Source organism: Kitasatospora purpeofusca (assembly GCF_036010405.1).
GTDB lineage: Bacteria > Actinomycetota > Actinomycetes > Streptomycetales > Streptomycetaceae > Kitasatospora > Kitasatospora purpeofusca.
Window position 1 is genome coordinate 3,888,934 of record NZ_CP108561.1, and the last position, 16,347, is coordinate 3,905,280.

13 protein-coding genes are annotated in these 16,347 nt (G+C 74.3%); 3 read left to right on the forward strand and 10 right to left on the reverse strand.

Features of this window, described 5'->3' with window-relative positions; all coding sequences use genetic code 11:
• Nucleotides 1-103: 103 nt before the first annotated feature.
• The 3 genes from OG715_RS17075 to OG715_RS17085 all read right to left on the reverse strand — a co-directional run bounded on the left by OG715_RS17075 (nucleotide 104) and on the right by OG715_RS17085 (nucleotide 4,318).
• A complete protein-coding gene (locus OG715_RS17075) occupies nucleotides 104-1,792 on the reverse strand; it encodes a glycoside hydrolase family 18 protein (RefSeq protein WP_266269653.1) in 1,689 nt (562 codons plus the stop codon).
• 268 nt (nucleotides 1,793-2,060) lie between these two features.
• Nucleotides 2,061-3,596 carry a sensor histidine kinase gene (locus OG715_RS17080; RefSeq protein WP_266269654.1) on the reverse strand — a complete coding sequence of 512 codons (1,536 nt, stop codon included), beginning with the start codon at nucleotides 3,594-3,596 and terminating at the stop codon, nucleotides 2,061-2,063.
• Nucleotides 3,593-4,318, reverse strand: a complete 726-nt coding sequence (locus OG715_RS17085) for a response regulator transcription factor (protein WP_266269655.1) — start codon at nucleotides 4,316-4,318, stop codon at nucleotides 3,593-3,595. Before OG715_RS17085 ends, OG715_RS17080 begins: the two co-directional genes overlap by 4 nt.
• A gap of 178 nt (nucleotides 4,319-4,496) precedes the next feature.
• Here OG715_RS17085 and OG715_RS17090 point away from each other — a divergent pair, with 178 nt between their 5' ends.
• Complete coding sequence (locus OG715_RS17090) at nucleotides 4,497-5,066, forward strand: hypothetical protein (RefSeq protein WP_266269656.1); 570 nt, start codon at nucleotides 4,497-4,499, stop codon at nucleotides 5,064-5,066.
• Nucleotides 5,067-5,096: 30 nt separating this feature from the next.
• Here the strand turns inward: OG715_RS17090 and OG715_RS17095 are convergent, their stop codons facing one another.
• Entirely contained in the window at nucleotides 5,097-5,705 is a 609-nt protein-coding gene (locus OG715_RS17095; RefSeq protein ID WP_266269658.1) for a VOC family protein, read from the reverse strand.
• Nucleotides 5,706-6,067: 362 nt separating this feature from the next.
• Between OG715_RS17095 and OG715_RS17100 the strand changes: the two genes are divergently transcribed.
• Nucleotides 6,068-6,529 carry an Lrp/AsnC family transcriptional regulator gene (locus OG715_RS17100; protein ID WP_266271707.1) on the forward strand — a complete coding sequence of 154 codons (462 nt, stop codon included), beginning with the start codon at nucleotides 6,068-6,070 and terminating at the stop codon, nucleotides 6,527-6,529.
• Between the two features lie 81 nt (nucleotides 6,530-6,610).
• On the opposite strand, the gene OG715_RS17105 is transcribed toward OG715_RS17100, so the two are convergent.
• The 3 genes from OG715_RS17105 to OG715_RS17115 all read right to left on the reverse strand — a co-directional run bounded on the left by OG715_RS17105 (nucleotide 6,611) and on the right by OG715_RS17115 (nucleotide 10,457).
• A complete protein-coding gene (locus OG715_RS17105; protein ID WP_266269659.1) occupies nucleotides 6,611-7,417 on the reverse strand; it encodes a S16 family serine protease in 807 nt (268 codons plus the stop codon).
• Nucleotides 7,418-7,497: 80 nt separating this feature from the next.
• Nucleotides 7,498-8,148 carry an IclR family transcriptional regulator gene (locus tag OG715_RS17110; protein ID WP_030308168.1) on the reverse strand — a complete coding sequence of 217 codons (651 nt, stop codon included), beginning with the start codon at nucleotides 8,146-8,148 and terminating at the stop codon, nucleotides 7,498-7,500.
• A gap of 476 nt (nucleotides 8,149-8,624) precedes the next feature.
• Entirely contained in the window at nucleotides 8,625-10,457 is a 1,833-nt protein-coding gene (locus tag OG715_RS17115; RefSeq protein WP_266271709.1) for a DEAD/DEAH box helicase, read from the reverse strand.
• A gap of 325 nt (nucleotides 10,458-10,782) precedes the next feature.
• Between OG715_RS17115 and OG715_RS17120 the strand changes: the two genes are divergently transcribed.
• Entirely contained in the window at nucleotides 10,783-11,217 is a 435-nt protein-coding gene (locus OG715_RS17120; protein ID WP_266269660.1) for an SsgA family sporulation/cell division regulator, read from the forward strand.
• A gap of 85 nt (nucleotides 11,218-11,302) precedes the next feature.
• Here OG715_RS17120 and OG715_RS17125 read toward each other — a convergent pair whose 3' ends face one another.
• The 3 genes from OG715_RS17125 to OG715_RS17135 are packed head-to-tail and all read right to left on the reverse strand — an operon-like array spanning nucleotide 11,303 to nucleotide 15,914.
• Nucleotides 11,303-13,948 carry a rhomboid family intramembrane serine protease gene (locus OG715_RS17125; RefSeq protein ID WP_266269661.1) on the reverse strand — a complete coding sequence of 882 codons (2,646 nt, stop codon included), beginning with the start codon at nucleotides 13,946-13,948 and terminating at the stop codon, nucleotides 11,303-11,305.
• Nucleotides 13,945-15,273, reverse strand: coding sequence for an alpha/beta hydrolase-fold protein (locus OG715_RS17130; protein WP_266269662.1), 1,329 nt, complete (start codon nucleotides 15,271-15,273; stop codon nucleotides 13,945-13,947). The genes OG715_RS17125 and OG715_RS17130 overlap by 4 nt, the downstream gene beginning before the upstream one ends.
• A complete protein-coding gene (locus OG715_RS17135) occupies nucleotides 15,270-15,914 on the reverse strand; it encodes a class F sortase (RefSeq protein ID WP_266269663.1) in 645 nt (214 codons plus the stop codon). Before OG715_RS17135 ends, OG715_RS17130 begins: the two co-directional genes overlap by 4 nt.
• Nucleotides 15,915-16,347 lie beyond the last annotated feature (433 nt).

Below are 16,347 nucleotides of genomic sequence, written 5' to 3' on the forward strand. Positions count from 1 at the left end.
CGGCCGGCCGTGCCCCGTTGCGGTCGGGGCACGGACGGCCGGAGTCGGTGCGGCGGACGGATCCGCAGGGTGCCGCGCGAGGTCGGCGGGCCCGGCGGGCCGGTCAGCCGGTGTAGGCGCCCAGGGCCCGGGTGAAGTCCAGCGGCTGCTGGACGATCGAGCTGCAGCTCGCGTCCGCGTACGCCTTGGCGCCGCCCTCGCAGGCCTTGTCCCGGGTGCCGGACCACATCGCCAGCCAGGCCAGGTGCTTGCTCCTGGCGAACTCGGCGAGCTGCTTGGCGTCGGCGACGGTGAAGACCTCGCTGGCCACGTCGTTGACGCCGATCATCGGGGTGACCGCGACCCGGCGCCAGGCGGCCGCGTCGTCCAGGCCGAGCACGCTCTTCACCTGCGCCTGGGTGGCGGTGGCCGCGGCGATGGCGTAGGCGCCCATCCGGCCCTGCGGGTCGGGAGCGACCCCGTCGCCGTAGTCCATCGCCATGATGTTGACCGCCCCGATCGTCACACCGTTGTTCTTGGCGTCGGCGACCAGGTTGACGCCCTCCTGGGTCAGTCCGGAGGGGAGCGCGGGCAGGGTGAAGGAGACGTCCAGGGCCCTGCCCTTGGCGGCGGCGTTCTTCTGCAGCTGGGCGATTGCCTGGGCGCGCCGGGTGTTGGCCGAGGTGTTGGCGATCGCGCCGCCCTCGACGTCGAAGTCGAGGCGGGTGAGGCCGAAGGCGTCGACGGTCCGCTGGTAGACGGCGGTCAGGTCGGCGACCGAGGAGCAGGCGAGGGCGAGCTCGCTGCCGTTGGCGCCGCCGAAGGAGACCCGGACGTCGCCGCCGATCGCCCGCAGGGCGCCGATCCGGGCCGCCACCGCGTCGTCGGCGAGTTCGGTGACGCCGCCCCACTTCGGGGTGCAGCCGCCGCCGGAGACGACGAAGGCCAGCGTGAAGTCCTTGACCCCGGTGGCCTTGGCGGTGGCGACCAGGTCGTACGGCGGGTAGAGCGAGGTGTCGACGTACGGCGCGAAGCGGCCGCCGCCCGCCGGGGCGGGGGTGCCGGTCGCGGTGGCGGTGGGCGCCGGAGTGGTGGGTAGCGGGGTGGTGGGCGCGGCGGTGGTGCTCGTGCCGGCCGTCGGGGTCGGCGTGACCGGGGTGGTCGGCCGGACGGTCGCGCTGCCGGTCGGGCTCGGTGCCCCGGTGGTGGGCCGGACGGTGGCCGTCCCGGTGGCGGTGGCCGAAGCCGAGGCGGAGGCCGTCGCGGTCGCCGGGACGGACGCGGACGGCGAGGCGGACGCCGAGGCCGTCGCGGTACCGGTCGGGCGGCCGGACGGGGTGGGCACGGTACCGTCCCCGGCCTTGCAGGAGGTCTTGTTGATCAGGCAGTTGCCCGGCTCGGCCTGGGCCGCGCCGGTGCCCTGGGCGACATAGCCGACCACGACGCTCCGCCCGGGCTCCAGCCGCTTGCTCCACTCCTGGGGCCGGACGGTGATGTGCCCGCCCTCGGCGGTGAAGGTGGCGTTCCAGAGCGAGTCGATCTTCGCGCCGGCGGGCAGGTCGAAGGTGAGCGTCCAGTCCTCGATCGCCCGGTCCGCCGGGTTGGTGACCAGGTACTGGCCGGTGTAGCCGGAGTCCCAGCCGCTGGTGCGGGTGTAGACGGCGCCGAGCGGGGCGGCGCTGGCCGAGGAGGCGAGGACGACGACACCGCCGGCGACCAGGGCGGCGGCGACCGCCGAGGCGCCGAGCACCGTGCCCCTGCGGCTGCGCCGACGGCGGCCGCCGGGGCGGCGGTGGGGCTGCTGGGTCGTCATGGGGCGTACCTCCGGGGCTGGCAGATGCGCGGTCGGGGGGTGACCGGCGCGGCCGACACGAACGACGCTAGCGGGGCCGAATGGCCGGAATCCGTCTGCTGAGCCAGGGGTAGAACTCCCTTACGGCGCGCTTAAGAAAGAGGTCCTCCGCCCCGCACTCCGCACCGCTCCTGGCCCACACTCCGGCCTGCTCCCGACCCACGCCCCGCCCCGAACCCGCCCCGGACCGGCGCCGAAACCTTTCTTCAAGCGCTCCGCCGGCCCCGACTCAGCGCGCGAACAGCGATCCCCGGCCGCGACGCCGACCGGCCCGGGCCGGGACGGTGCCGTCCGGCCTGGACCGCAGCCGCAGCCGGATCTCGGCCCCGCCCAGCACCGCCGACCGGCCGAGCGCGAGGTCCCCGCCGGTGGCCTCGGCGAGCTTGCGGACGATGTCCAGCCCGAGCCCGGTCGAGCCCTCGCCGCCGTGGCCCTCGCCCCGCTTCAGGGCGGCCTCCGGATCGGTGAAGCCCGGGCCCGCGTCGCCGACCAGCACGATCACCGAACTCCCGGTGGCCAGCACGTCCACCGAGAAGGCGGTGCCGACCCCCGTGTGCCGGAAGACATTGCCGAGCAGCGCGTCCACGGCGGCGGCCAGGTCCCCGCGCTGGACCGGCACCGGTGTCTCCCGGTCCGCCCCGGCCAGCTGCCAGCGGCGGCCCTCGTCCTCGGCGAGCGCCGACCAGAAGCCGACCCGCTCACGGATCACCTCGGCCGCGTCGCAGCCGACCGTGACGGCGGGCGCGTCCTCGGGTGCCCGGCGGGCCGAGCGGATGATCTGGTCGACCTCGCGCTCCAGCTGCGCCACCGCGTGCCGGGTGGCGTCGGCCGCGTCGCCCTCGCCCAGCGAGGCGGCGTTGAGCCGCAGCACGGTCAGCGGGGTGCGCAGCCGGTGCGACAGGTCGGCGGCCAACTCCCGCTCGGCGGCCAGCAGCTGGACCACCCGGTCGGCCATGGCGTTGAACGCGTGACCGGCTTCCCGCAGCTCCTCGGGGCTGCCGGCGGCCTGCTTGCCGTCGACGGGCACCCGGACGGCGAGGTCGCCCGCGCCGAGCGAGCGGGCCGCGGCGGCGAGCCGGCGGGCCGAGCCGACGATCCGGGCGCCCATCCGGTCGGCGACCAGCACCGAGACGGCGACCAGGCCGAGCGCGACGCCGGAGAGCACCTGCCAGGCGGTGGCGACGCCCCGGGTGAGGTCGCCGTCGGCCACGAACACCTCGACCACGGCGGTCCGGGCGGTGTCCACCGCGACCGGCTGGAGCAGCGCGTAGCCGCCCGGGACCTCGACGGTGAACGAGCGTCCCTGGCCCCCGGCGCTGGCCACATCGGCAGCCAGCGCCCGGACTTCGCCGATGGTCGCACCGGCGGCCGGCCCCGCGACGGCGGCCGCCCCCGACCCGTCCGAGACCTTCCCCGCCGGAGCGGCCCCACCGGGCGCCGAGGCCACCCCGCCCGCGCCGCCGCCCGCTCCCGACTGCGTCCCCGCCCCGGCCGCCCCGGCCGCCGGCAGGTGCACCGCCATCCGCCCCTGCGCACCGGCGTCCGTCGACGCCACCGCCCGGGCGATGGCGTCCTGGTCGGTGGTGATGGCCAGGGCCGGGCCGAGCGCCGCCGCCTGCCGCTCCGCGGCCGTGAACGCCCGGTCCCGGGCGGTCTGCTGGACCATCAGGCCGAGCGGGATGAGGAAGGCCAGCGCGACCATCGTGGTACCGGCCACGGCGGCCTTGATCAGGGCCCAGCGCAGCGAGTGCCGCAACCGCATCATGTCAGGCGCTCCACCGGGACGGGCCCGGGCCCGGCGGGATGCCCGGACGCCTCCAGCCGGACCCCGACCCCGCGCACGGTGTGCAGATAGCGCGGGCTGGACGCCGTCTCCCCGAGCTTGCGGCGCAGCCAGGACAGGTGCACGTCGATCGTCTGGTCGCCGCCGTAGGTCTGCCGCCACACCTCGGCCAGGATCTCCTTGCGGGGCACCACCACGCCCGGACGGGCGGCGAGGAAGGCCAGCAGGTCGAACTCACGCCGGGTCAGGTCCAGTGACCGCCCGTCCAGCGCGGCCTCCCGGCGCTGGAGGTCGATCGCCAGCCCGCCGACCCTGAGCACCTGGCTGACCGGGGCCGCCCCGCCGCCGAGCCGGCGCAGCACGGCGGCCATCCGGGCGCTGAGGTGCTCCCCGGAGAACGGTTTCACCAGGTAGTCGTCGGCGCCGTCGTTGAGCAGCCGGACGATCTCGGCCTCGTCGTCGCGGGCGGTGGAGATGATGACCGGGACGTTGGTCAGGCCGCGGATCATCTTGAGCGCCTCGCTGCCGTCCAGATCCGGCAGTCCGAGGTCCAGGATCACCAGGTCGCAGCCGACCTGGGCGACCTCGCGCAGCGCCTCGAGTGCCGTGCCCACGCTGCGGACCGCGTGGCCGGTGTCGGACAGGTGGCGGATGAGGGCGGATCGCACGAAGGGGTCGTCCTCGACCACGAGCACTGTTGCCATGGGGCTGCACGGTACGGCATCGGCCCCGAATGGTCTGTACCTCGGGGTCGCCCCGGGCAGCGCTTCGTGAACCTTCGGGAAGGGTTCGCCCGGAACGTCGCGGGTTTGTGCAAGTCCCCTGTGGAAGTGCGGGGGTGCCCACCTGCCGGGAGCGGTGATGGGGCAGGATGTGCGCACTATGCGGAACGGACTGGTACAGCTCGGCGCCTGGGCGGCGGCCACCGGGGCGGCGGTGGCGCTGTCCTGGTTCGGCGTGCACACGGTGCTGACCGGGGCCGCGTTCGAACAGCCGACCGCGCTGCCGCTGCCCTCACCGGCGTCGGCCGGTGGTGCGAGACCCACGCCGACACCGTCGGCGGAACCCGCGCAGTCGGCCGGCCGGCCCGATCCGGCCGCGCCGCCGTCCACCGCCCCGGCGTCGGCCGCCCCGTCCAAGGCCGGTCCCCCGGCCGCCGCCGCGCCGCCCGCGGCCCCGTCGACCGCCGCCGCCGTGTCGCACCGCCCGGCGCCGGCCACGAGCACGACGTCCTCCGTCCGCAGTTATCCCGTCCCGGGCGGCAAGGTCGCCCTGGACCTCCGGTCCGACCGGGCCTCGCTGGTCACGGCCGCCCCGGACCCCGGCTGGCAGATGCAGGTCTGGGACGGCCCGCAGTGGATCCGGGTGGACTTCACCAAGGACAACCAGGCCAACTCGGTGTTCGTCTACTGGAACGGGCACCCGCCGGTGGTCGACACCGTCACCCGCTGAGCGGGTCCGGCCCGCGCCCCCGGCGCTCCGTCACCACCGCTCGAAGGGCACGTAGCCCGGCAGGTAGGGCCCCCGGTAGCGGGACCGGTCGACCAGGGTGTGCCTGGTCCCTCCGGGCACCCCGATCGCGGCGAGCACCACCGTGCCGTACGCGTCCCGCACCTCGTACGGCTCGGCGAGCGAGGCCGCGCCCCGGTCGACGGCGTAGTCGTAGGCGTAGCAGACGTCCGGCACGGCCACCGCGAGGTCGATCACACCGTCGCCGTGCCGGGCCAGCCGGTCGGCCAGCTCCCGGCCGCGCGGGCCGATCACCTGGACCAGCGAGGTCAGTACGAAGCGGGTGCCGGGCGCCTGCATCACATAGGAGACGATCTCGGGTTCGCCGGTCTCGGGCCCGGCGTACGCGGTACAGCGCAGGCCGAGCGCGACCGCGTACCGGTGGGCCGCCCGCTCGGCGTCGCCGACCACGAAGACCACCGCGTCGGCGCGGCCCATCGGGAGGAGGCCGGGCTCGTCCGGCCCGGCGTCGCCGAGGCCGGCGGTGAGCAGCGCGGGTTCGGCGGTGAGCAGCGCGGGTTCGGCGGTGAGCAACGCGGGTTCGGCGGTGAGCAACGCGGGTTCGGCGGCGGTGTCGGTCATGTCAGCCCTCCCGGTGGGGGTACGGGACCACGGTTCCGCTCGCGGACCGGTGGGGGCCGGCACGCGGGGTTGTGGCTGGAGGGTGGCGCCGGGGCGACATCCGCGCAACTGTTCCGTTTCCTCCTGGTCAAGCTGTGCTCCGGGGCGGGAGAATCTGCCGCACCGCTGTACACAATGCCCACCCGAGGACGGAGCCCGCGATGCCCCCCGCCCACGCCGCCAGCCCGACGGGCGCGCCCGGATCGCCCAACTCGCCCACCGGGCAAGGGCATTCCGGCACCGACCCGACCACTGCCGGGGCCGCGGCCGGACCCGGCGCCGCAGTCGCGGCCGGGGCGGCCCCGGGGAGCACCAACGACGCCATCGACACCCTGGACGGCCGGCTGATCCGGCTGCTCGCCGAGGAGCCCCGGATCGGCGTCCTGGAGTGCTCGCGGCGGCTCCAGGTGGCCCGGGGCACGGTCCAGGCCCGGCTGGACCGGCTCCAGGCGCGCGGGGTGATCGGCGGTTTCGGCCCCGAGGTGGACCCGGCGGCGCTCGGCTACCCGGTGACGGCCTTCGCGACCCTGGAGATCTCCCAGGGCCAGGGCGCGGACGTGCGGGCGCACCTGGCGGCGGTGCCGGAGGTGCTGGAGCTGCACACCATCACCGGGCACGGCGACATGATGGTGCGGATCGTGGCCCGGTCGAACGCCGATCTGCAGCGGGTGATCGACCGGGTGGTGGGCTTCGACGGGATCGTCCGCTCCTCCACCGCGATCGCGCTGGAGAACCCGGTGCCCTACCGGATCCTGCCGCTGGTCGACCAGGCCGCCGCCGAGTAGCCCGCCGCCCCGGCCGCTCGACCGCCCGACGGATCAGCCGCTCGACGGCTCAGCACCCCGACGGCTCGGCACCGCAGCGGCTCAGCACCCCGGAACGGCCCCGCCCGTCCGCAGCGCCTCCAGCGCCGAGACGGACTCCCCGAGCGTGCCGACCGGCACCAGCCGCAGCCCCTCCGGGAGGTTGACCTTGGCGTCCGTGCACTCGTCCTTGGGCACCAGGAAGACGGTCGCGCCGTCCCGCGCCGCCGCCTGGGTCTTGAGCGGCACGCCGCCGACCGGGCCGATCACGCCCTGGTCGTCGATGGTCCCGGTGCCGGCGACGGTCAGCCCGCCGGTGAGGTCGCCGCCGCTGCCGTCCCCGCGGAGCTTGTCGACGATGCCGAGCGCGAGCATCTGCCCGGCGCTGGGGCCGCCGATGTCGCCGAGGTCGATCTTGACCTTCACCTGCGCGGGCGACAGCTGGAGGTAGCCGAGCGCGGCCGTGGTGGCGGCGTCCTGGGACTCGGCCATCTGCTGGGCGGTGACCTCGTTCGCCTTGGCCGGGTCGCCCTGCGGGTAGACGGTCTCGCTGGGCCGGACGGCCTCGTCCTCGTCGAACCACGCCTGGAGCGAGCGCCACAGCGTGGTCCGCTCCCCCGGGTTGGTCGCCGAGATGGTCACCATCCGCAGCTGCCCCTGGGTGGCCCGGACCGGCGCGCCGGTGACGGTCAGCACCGGGCGGCCCTGGTAGCTGCCGAGGGTGTCCGCGGTCACGCCGGGGAAGGTCAGCGTGTAGGGCAGCGGGACGAAGGCGGCCACCCCGAACAGCGCGGCGACCGTCGCGCCGCAGAGCGTGAGGGCCCGGGTCCGGGGGGAGGTCAGGGCCTTGGGCAGCTTGGTGTCGGACACAGAGGCATCCAAACACACCGGGGCCGTCCGGCGGGCACGCACACGGCCACCCGAACGGCCCACCCGGCGGACCGGCGCGGTCAGCGCAGCGCGTCGGCGACCTCGGTGGCCGCCTCCACCACCCGGGGCCCGACCCGCTCCGGGACCAGTCCGTTCAGCATCACCACGCCGACGCTGCCCTCGATACCGCTCAGTCCGAGCAGCGCCGCGGCGGCGCCGGACGCGCCGGACTGCTCCTCCGCCCGGGTGATGACGAAGCCCTGCTCCGGCCGGCGCTGGCTGGGGAAGGTCCGGGCCTCCAGGATCGCCCGGCCCGCCGCGCTCTCCCCGAGCGGGTGGCGCAGCCCGGTCCGGTAGGCGACGTGGAAGTCGGTCCAGCTGGGTTCGACGACGGCCACCGCGAGCGCCTCGTTGCCGTCCACCAGGGTCAGATGGGCGGTGGCCCCGAGGTCCTCGGCGAGGCTGCGCAGCGCGGGCAGTGCCGCCTCGCGCAGCAGCGGGTGGACCCGGTGGGCGAGCCGGAGCACGCCCAGGCCCACCCGGGCCCGGCCGCCGATGTCCCGGCGGACCAGCCCGTGCTGCTCCAGGGTGGCCAGCAGCCGGTAGACGACGGTCCGGTTGACGGCGAGGCGGGCCGCCAGTTCGGTCACGGTGAGCCCGCGCTCCGAGTCGGCGAGGAGTTTGAGGACCCGGACTCCCCGGTCCAGGGTCTGGGAGGTCTCTGCAGTCACGACGCGCAATTCCTTTCCGCGGCGGTCGCGGATCGGCTGGCCGGTCCGGGACTCGGTGGTCGCGCGCAGGGGGGTGGCCGCGCCAGGGCCGCGGTGTGTCGTCCTTGACGTCCTGGGGCCCTGCGATGTTCGCCCCGCGGGGGTTGCCCGGCGGGAGAGCGTGGGGGAAAGGTAGTGAAGGAATTGCGGCGGCGGAAGTGTTTGTCCAAAATTCGGTCAAGATCAATTCTGGCCGGCCGGACAGAAGCGGACGAACTACCGCATTCCACCCGGCCCGACCGGGCGCAAGTTCGAGCACAGTCCGAAGTCCGGACAGGCACCCGGGACCGGAGGAGCCGGACGAACGGCCGCAGAACGGCCCCGGAGCGCCCGGGAACGACCCGGAGCGCCCCCGAAGCCCCGCTCGGAACGCCGCCCCTGCCGCCCCTTCGACGAATCCCGGCGAATCCGACCGGTCCGACCGGTCCGACGGATCGTTACTTCGCCCACTCCCGGATCTTGGCGATCCGCGCCTTCAGCTGATTGGCGGTGGCCTGCGCGGTCAGCGGACCGCCGCACTGCCGGCGCAGCTCGTTGTGGACCGTGCCGTGCGGCTGGCTGGTGCGGTGGTGCCAGGCGGCCACCAGCGCGTTCAACTCCTTGCGCAGCTCCCGCAGCTCCTGGTGGGTCACCACCGGCCGCTGCTCGGCCGGCAGCTCCAGCAGGTCGGCCTCCTCGGCCGGCTTGCCCTTGCTCCGCTGGATCTGCCGGTGCTGGCGCTTCTGCAGCAGCATCTGCACCTGGTCCGGCTCCAGCAGGCCCGGGATGCCGAGGTACTCCTCCTCCTCCTCGCTGCCCGGGTGCGCCTGCATCCCGAACTCCATGGCGTTGTAGAGCACCCGGTCGAAGACCGCCTCGGAGCCCAGCGCCTCGTAGGAGAACTCGTCGCCGCCCGCGCCGTCCGGGCCGTCGTTGGCCCGCTCGGCCTCGGCGAGCAGCCGGTCCTCCTCGTCGAAGAGGCCCTCGCCCTCCTTCTTCGGCCGGTCCAGCACGTGGTCGCGCTGGAGCTCCATCTCGTTGGCGAAGCCCAGCAGCATCGGGACGGTCGGCAGGAAGACGGAGGCGGTCTCGCCGCGCTTGCGGGCGCGCACGAAGCGGCCGACGGCCTGGGCGAAGAACAGCGGGGTGGAGATCGAGGTGGCGTAGACGCCGACGCACAGCCGGGGCACGTCGACGCCCTCGGACACCATGCGGACCGCGACCATCCACCGCGAGGTCCCGGCCGCGTAGTCGGAGATCCGCTGCGAGGCCTCGGTCTCGTCGGAGAGCACCAGGGTGACCTTCTCGCCACTGATCTCGCGCAGCATCTTGGCGTAGGCGCGGGCCACGTTCTGGTCGGTGGCGATCACCAGGCCGCCGGCGTCCGGGATGGCCTTGCGGACCTCGGTGAGCCGGCGGTCGGCCGCCTGCAGCACGGAGGGGATCCACTCGCCCTGCGGGGAGAGCGCGGTGCGCCAGGCCTGGGCGATGAGGTCCTTGGTCATCGGCTCGCCGAGCCGGGCCTCCAGCTCGTCGCCGGACTTGGTGCGCCAGCGCATGTTGCCGCTGTAGGACAGGAAGATCACCGGACGGACGACGTGGTCGGCGAGCGCGTGCCCGTAGCCGTAGGTGTAGTCGGCGACCGACTTGCGGATGCCGTCGCCGCCGGCCTCGTACTGGACGAACGGGATCGGGTTGGTGTCCGAGCGGAACGGCGTACCGGTCAGCGCGAGGCGCCGGGCGGCCGGCTCGAAGGCCTCGAAGCAGGCCTCGCCCCAGGACTTCGAGTCACCGGCGTGGTGGATCTCGTCCATGACGACCAGCGTCTTGCGGGCCTCGGTGCGGTTGCGGTGCAGCATCGGGTTCACGCCGACGCCCGCGTAGGTGACCACGATGCCGTGGTACTCCCGGGAGAGCGGCCCGGAGGAGTAGCCCGGGTCCAGCTTGATGCCTATCCGGGCGGCGGCCTCGGCCCACTGCTTCTTCAGGTGCTCGGTCGGCGCGACCACGGTGATCTGCTGCACGAGGTGGTTGTGGAGCAGGTACGAGGCCAGGGTCAGCGCGAAGGTGGTCTTACCGGCGCCCGGGGTCGCGACGGCGAGGAAGTCGCGCGGCTGCTTCTCGACGTACTTGTCCAGCGCCCCCTGCTGCCACGCCCGGAGCTTGCCCGCGGTGCCCCAGGGGGCACGGCCGGGAAAGGCCGGGGACAGCTGGTGCGAGGAGGTCGGCGCGGCATGGCCGACGGCCCGGACGGGCGCGTGCGACACGTTCGCGTCGGAGAAGAGCGGCATCGGGGCGGCGGCAGTACTCACGGTCTCCGAGGGGGGATCATCGCAGGTCAGAGGCGGTTTCGCGGCCTCGATCCACGGTCGGACGGCGTTCGGACAACCCACCCAGCGTACCGGTCCCGGCGTCGTTCGGGCGGCCACGGCGGGGCCGGGCCGGGCGGGCGTCCGCCCTGCCGGGGGCGGGTGCGGCCGGAAATCGACGTGAGGTGGATCACAGCGGAATTCCGGGAAACCCGCGTAAGCGGAACCCCTCCCACCGCCTCTCTTCGGGGTGAGGCCGCTCCACCCTCCACCGCCCCCCGCGGCCTCACCAGCGAAGGGAAGCGCCGTGCACGCCACCGCCGAAGAGACCGTCCAGGCCCGACTGATCCTGTCCGCGCACCGGTCCGCCCGGCTGCGGGTCACCCTGACCTACCGGACGGACGACCCGCTCGCGGTCCGGATGGCCTTCCCCGGCGAGTTCTCGCTGGACGAGCCCGCAGGGCCGGCCGGACCGGAGGCGAGCGACATCGTCTGGGTCTTCGCCCGCCGGCTGCTCGCGGGCGGCCTGGAGCTGCCCTCCGGCGTCGGCGACGTGCATGTGCGGCCCGGACCCGGCCGGAGCGCCCTGGTCGAGCTGCGCGCGCCCGAGGGCACCGCGCTGGTCCGGTTCGACGCCGCCGACCTGCGGCACTTCCTCTGGCGCAGCCGCCTGCTGGTGCCCGAGGGCGAGGAGCACCTGCACCTGGACGCCGACCGCGCCCTCGCCCAGCTGCTCGGCTGAGCGGCCCGGCCGCGCGCACGCGAACGCCGGCCGTCCGGGACCGAGGTCCCGGGCGGCCGGCGTTCCGAGCGGCACGAGCGTCCGGCTAGGAGGACAGCTTGCGCATCAGCCGCACGCCCTGCGCCGGGGTGAGGTGCGGCAGGTACGCCTTGCCGATCGCCCGGGTGATGCTGGGCAGCGCCGCCGGGTCCGGGTACGCCATGTACATCGGCCGGTACTCCGGCTGGAACTTCGCCTTGAAGGCGAGCAGGGAGCGGAAGCCGTACACCGGCTCCAGCACCCGGCCCAGCCAGTCCAGGGTCTTCTGCAGCCCGGTGGGCGGCTCCTTCTCCGAGCGGGCCAGCGGCGCGCCGGAGAGCGAGAGGAACCGCGCGCCCTCCTGCTTGAAGCCGAGCGCGGCCGAGGCGATCAGGAACTCGGTGACGCCGCGGAAGCCGTCCGAGCTGCGCCGCATGAAGTCCAGCGTCCAGCCGACCGGCTCGCCGTTCTCGTAGACCGGCATCCAGCTGGTCAGGCCGTGCACGCTGCGATCCTCGTCGATCGCGATCAGCAGCCGCACCGCCGGGTCGTCCAGCTCCTCCAGGCCGCCGAGGGTGAAGCCCATCTCGGGCAGGCCCTTCTCGGAGACCCACTCCTCGGAGATGGCCCGGATCTGCTCCTTCAGCGCCAGCGGCGCCTCGTGGTACGACCACCACTCGGCGGTGATGCCCTGCTTGCCGGCCTTGTTGAGCGCGGTCCTGATGTCCTGCCACTTGCGACCGGTGAAGGCGAGGTCGGGCAGGGCGACGACGGTGTCCTCGGCGACCTGGAGCGAGCGCCAGCCGAGCTCCCCGGCCGCGGCCCGGGTCTGCGGGGTGACGCTGTAGAAGCACGGCGTCCAGCCCCGGGCGTCGCAGTACCGGGCGAAGCCGGCCACCGCGCGGTCCCGGGCCGCCGGGTCGCCGAAGGGGTCACCGGTGGTCAGCGCCACGGTGTTCAGCACCCGGTAGGCGACGGCGGCCCGGCCCTCCTCGTCGAACCAGTAGTGGTTGCCGTCCCAGGTGGTGAGGAAGGACAGCGTGCCGCCGCCGTGCTCGGTGAGCAGCGCCCGGGCCCGGGCGGCGTCCTCGGCGGCGACCTGGACCACCGGCCGGCGGAAGGTCAGCAGCAGCGCGGCCAGCGCGACCGCCCAGAAGCCGAGCCCGCAGTACGTCTCCAGGGCGCGGGCGAACCTCCCGACCGCGATCGGGTAGTCCGGCAGCAGGTCGTTGTAGGCGGGCGGCAGGAACTGGGCCGGCAGCCCGTGGACCAGCCCGCGGAAGGTCGCGCCCGGCTCGAACTGCCCGGCGGCCAGGACGCCCAGCCCGGTGTAGGCGGCGGAGGCGACGGCCAGCGCCCCGCCGACCACCGCGAACAGCCGGCCGAGCACCGCACGCGGCAGCCGCAGCGTGAAGCGCTTGCGGGTGGCCAGCAGCAGCCCGACGGTGACCATCGGCAGCAGCAGCGCCTCGACGAAGTACTGGAAGACGTCGCTCGAACCGGTGCTGGTCTCCGCGAACAGGACGACCAGCATCGCGGTCCAGAGCAGTTCGGTGGCGATGGTGATCCGCCAGGCGAACCGCAGTCCTCGGCGCAGGCCCTCGGCGAGCACCAGCAGCAGGGCCGGGAAGAGCGTGGCCATCAGCCGGGCCGGGGTGTCGAAGATCCGCTGCACGGCGTGCGCGCGGGCGCAGTCGTGGGCCGAGACCGAGCAGAAGTCGGCGACCTCGTCCGGGGTGAGCCGGTGCGAGAGGTAGATCTCCGAGAAGGTGTTGAACGGGCCGGCCGCGTTGTCGTACAGCGAGGCGATCATCGGGCCGAGCGCGGCGGCGACCAGGCAGAGCGCGACCAGCACCCGGGTCTCGGTGTGGGAGGAGCGGTGCGAGCGCAGGTGCGGGCGGCGGCGGAACAGCAGCGCACCGGCGGCGAGGCCGACCAGCGCCCCGCTGAACCGCTGGACGCTCTGCAGGTGCCCCACGTACAGCGCCATCACCAGCGGCATCAGCAGCACCAGCAGGTGCAGCCGCCGGCGCCAGAGCACGGTGAGCCGGTAGCCGAGCACGCCGGCCAGCGCGAACAGGCCGACGCCGGGGCCGACCGCGGTCTGGCCGACGATCGAGAGGGTCCACTGCTCGCCGAGCCGCGCCCCGGCCGCGACCGCGACGGTCCCGGCCATGACGCCGGCCAGCTGTCCGGCGACCAGCACCCCGACGGTGCGCAGCCGGCCGAGGCGGCGCTCGGCGGCCGGGCCGACCAGGAGCAGCAGCAGGCTGGTGAAGACGTAGGCGCCGATGCCGGAGCACCAGAACAGCGAGGTGAGGGGCGTCCACCAGCGGCCCGCGTGGAGGGTCGGCCGGCCGACGCCGACCTGCTCCAGCAGGGCGTCGGACGGCCCCCGGGTGAGGCTGCCGGTGGCGGCGCCGACGGCCCACAGGCCGACCAGCAGCACCAGGGTCAGCGGGGCCTCGCCGAGCCGGGCGGCCAGCCGGGCGGCGAGCCCCGCGGCCGCGCGGACGACCCGCTGCGGGGGCCTCGGCGCGGGCGCGCCGGGGCCCGGCCCGCCGGCGTCGGCGCCCGCGGGGTCGGTGCCGGCGTCGCCGGCGGGAGCGGTCCCGGCCCGGAAGGACCTGGGCATGAGCAGGCGCGACTGCCCGCCACCACCGGTGTGCTCCTGCTCGGCGGCGACTCCCGGGGTGGCGCCCAGCAGGGTCACCGGATCATCCCGGTCTGCCGGGCCAGCCAGGGCAGCTGGCCCACGATGCCGGGCCGGAAGATGACCCAGCCGTGCCCGCCGGGCATCAGATCGTACTTGGCCTGCATCCCCGCCTCCTTGACCGCGCGGAACACCTTCTCCTGCTGCGGCCGGAACTCGCTGTCGTCCCGGCCGACCACGATGGCCGCCGCCGTGTCCGGAAACTTCTTGCGTGCCAGCACCTGGAGCGGGTCGACGGCGTCGAACTTCGCGTTGTCGCCGTCGAAGGCCGCCTTGACGGTCTCCTCGCGGCTGCCGAGGGTCGGCTCGTCCTGGCCCGACATGTCGAGGAACGAGCCGTAGACCTCGGGGGCGTTGACGGCGAGCTGGAGCGCGCAGGTGCCGCCCATCGAGGCGCCCGCGATCGCCCAGGACTTCCGCCCCTCGGCCGTCTGGAGGTTGTTGTGCACCCAGTCGGGCACGTCCGCCGCCAGGAAGGTCTGGACGTTGGCGATGTTCGAGTCCAGGCAGAGCGTATTGTTCCAGGTCGATCCCAGCTGATCGGGCATCACCACGATCGGGGCCAGTCCGTGGTGCTCGGCGGCGAAGTCGTCGAGCCCCTCGGCGACCTGCCCGTAGAGCACCCAGTCGTCCGGGGTGCCGGGCTGTCCGCCCAGCAGCACGACCACCGGGAGCAGCGGCCGGGGGTTGGCCTGGTAGGCCGGCGGCAGGTAGACGTACCCGTCGCGGGACTGGAAGCCGGAGCGGGTCCCCGGGAAGGTGACGGAGGAGACCGTCCCCTTGTTCGGAAGGTCCGCCGGTGGCTGCCAGACGTCCTCCAGGGCCTTGCCGGGAGGCCGGCCGACGGTGGCGGCGGCCTTGCCCGTGGTCAGGTCCTGCGTCTTCGTGAGCCAGCCCGCGAGCATCACCCGACCGGTCGGGAACTGGTCGAAGCCCCGGTTCACCTGGGAGGAGGCCATCAGCAGCACCAGGGCCCCGGCGCCGACCGCCAGCAGCTTGCGGCGCAGCGTCGTGCCGCGCATCCGGAAGCCGACCAGGGCGAGGCCGAGCAGGGCGACGGCGATCCACCAGGTGACATAACGGGGGGTCCCTTCGGGGAAGGGGTGCCACCAGTCGTCGACCGCGGTGTCGAGCAGCAGGCTGAGGCCCGCCGCCGTGACCAGGGCTGCGGGGAGCCGGAGGCGCCACCACCCGCGGGTGCGGGCGTAGCAGGCGAGGAACAGCAGTGAACCCCAGCCGGCCACCAGGACAGCGCGCGGGATCGCGCCGCGGGTCAGCGGCCAGTCGATCGGGTTCCAGCTCAGGGCGAGGGAAACGGTGGTCATACGTTCGTCCCCGAACGCCTGGTGTCGGCCAGGAAGCCGTAGGCGACGACGTTGCCGTCGTAGCCCCGCTCCTCGCTGTAGCCTCCGCCGCAGGTGATCACCCGCAGCTGGGCGTCGGCGGCCTGGCGGTACACCCGGTCGTCCGGGAAGTCCTTTCGGTCGTGCACTTCGATGGCGTAGAGCTGGTAGACGGCGGTTCGGCCGTCCTCGCGGAGGATCTCGATCCGGTCCCCGCGGTGCAGCGCGCCCAGGTCGTAGAAGACGGCGGGCCCGCTGTGGTTGTCGACGTGGCCGGCGATGATCGCCGTGCCGCGCTGGCCGGGGGTGGCACCGTCCCGGTACCAGCCGGCGAGGTTTCGGTTCTCCTCGGGAGGGGTCTGGAGGTGGCCGTCCCGGTCGAGGCCGAGGGCGGTGACCGGGGCGTCGAGCCGTACGGCCGGGATCCGGATCCTGGTCGGCCGGGAGGGGCCGAGCGCCGGCACCACGGAGACCGGGGCGAAGCCGCTGAGGGCCTGCCCGCTGCCCGGGGCCGGGGGGAGCACGGCGTGACCGCCGTCGGTGAGCAGCCACGCACCCAGCACGAGCGCGGCGCCGACCGCCAGGGTGCCCGGCCACGGGCTCCTGCTCTGCTGGGCGCCCACCGGCGCTCCCCTCTGCTGACGTCGAACGGTTGCCGGTTTCTGGGAGATGTCTGAGAACTATGCAACCGGATCGGACCTTATGCCACATCCATACGATGGTCGTACTCGCTCCCCCCGTTCGGCAGGGTCCGAGGGGCTCGACATGGTCCGTGCGGGTGAGACGTCACCGTGACGCCACGCTCCGGTCACCTGGCGGTCGTCCGACGAAGCGACGATCTCTTCATCTGACACTCAGGAACGTCATCTCGGTTGCATCCTTCGAGCGATGAGTTCCGACCGTTCGTGGTGAAGCGTTGACCGCTTCCGATCGCGTGCCATGCTGACCCCGTTCACAGGCTTATCACCGCACTTGTCCCACCGGGCCCCGGTCCGGCGGACGGTCGCGCGCGCCTGCCGTGCCCCGCCCCGCGCACGCCCCACGAACGGAGTGACC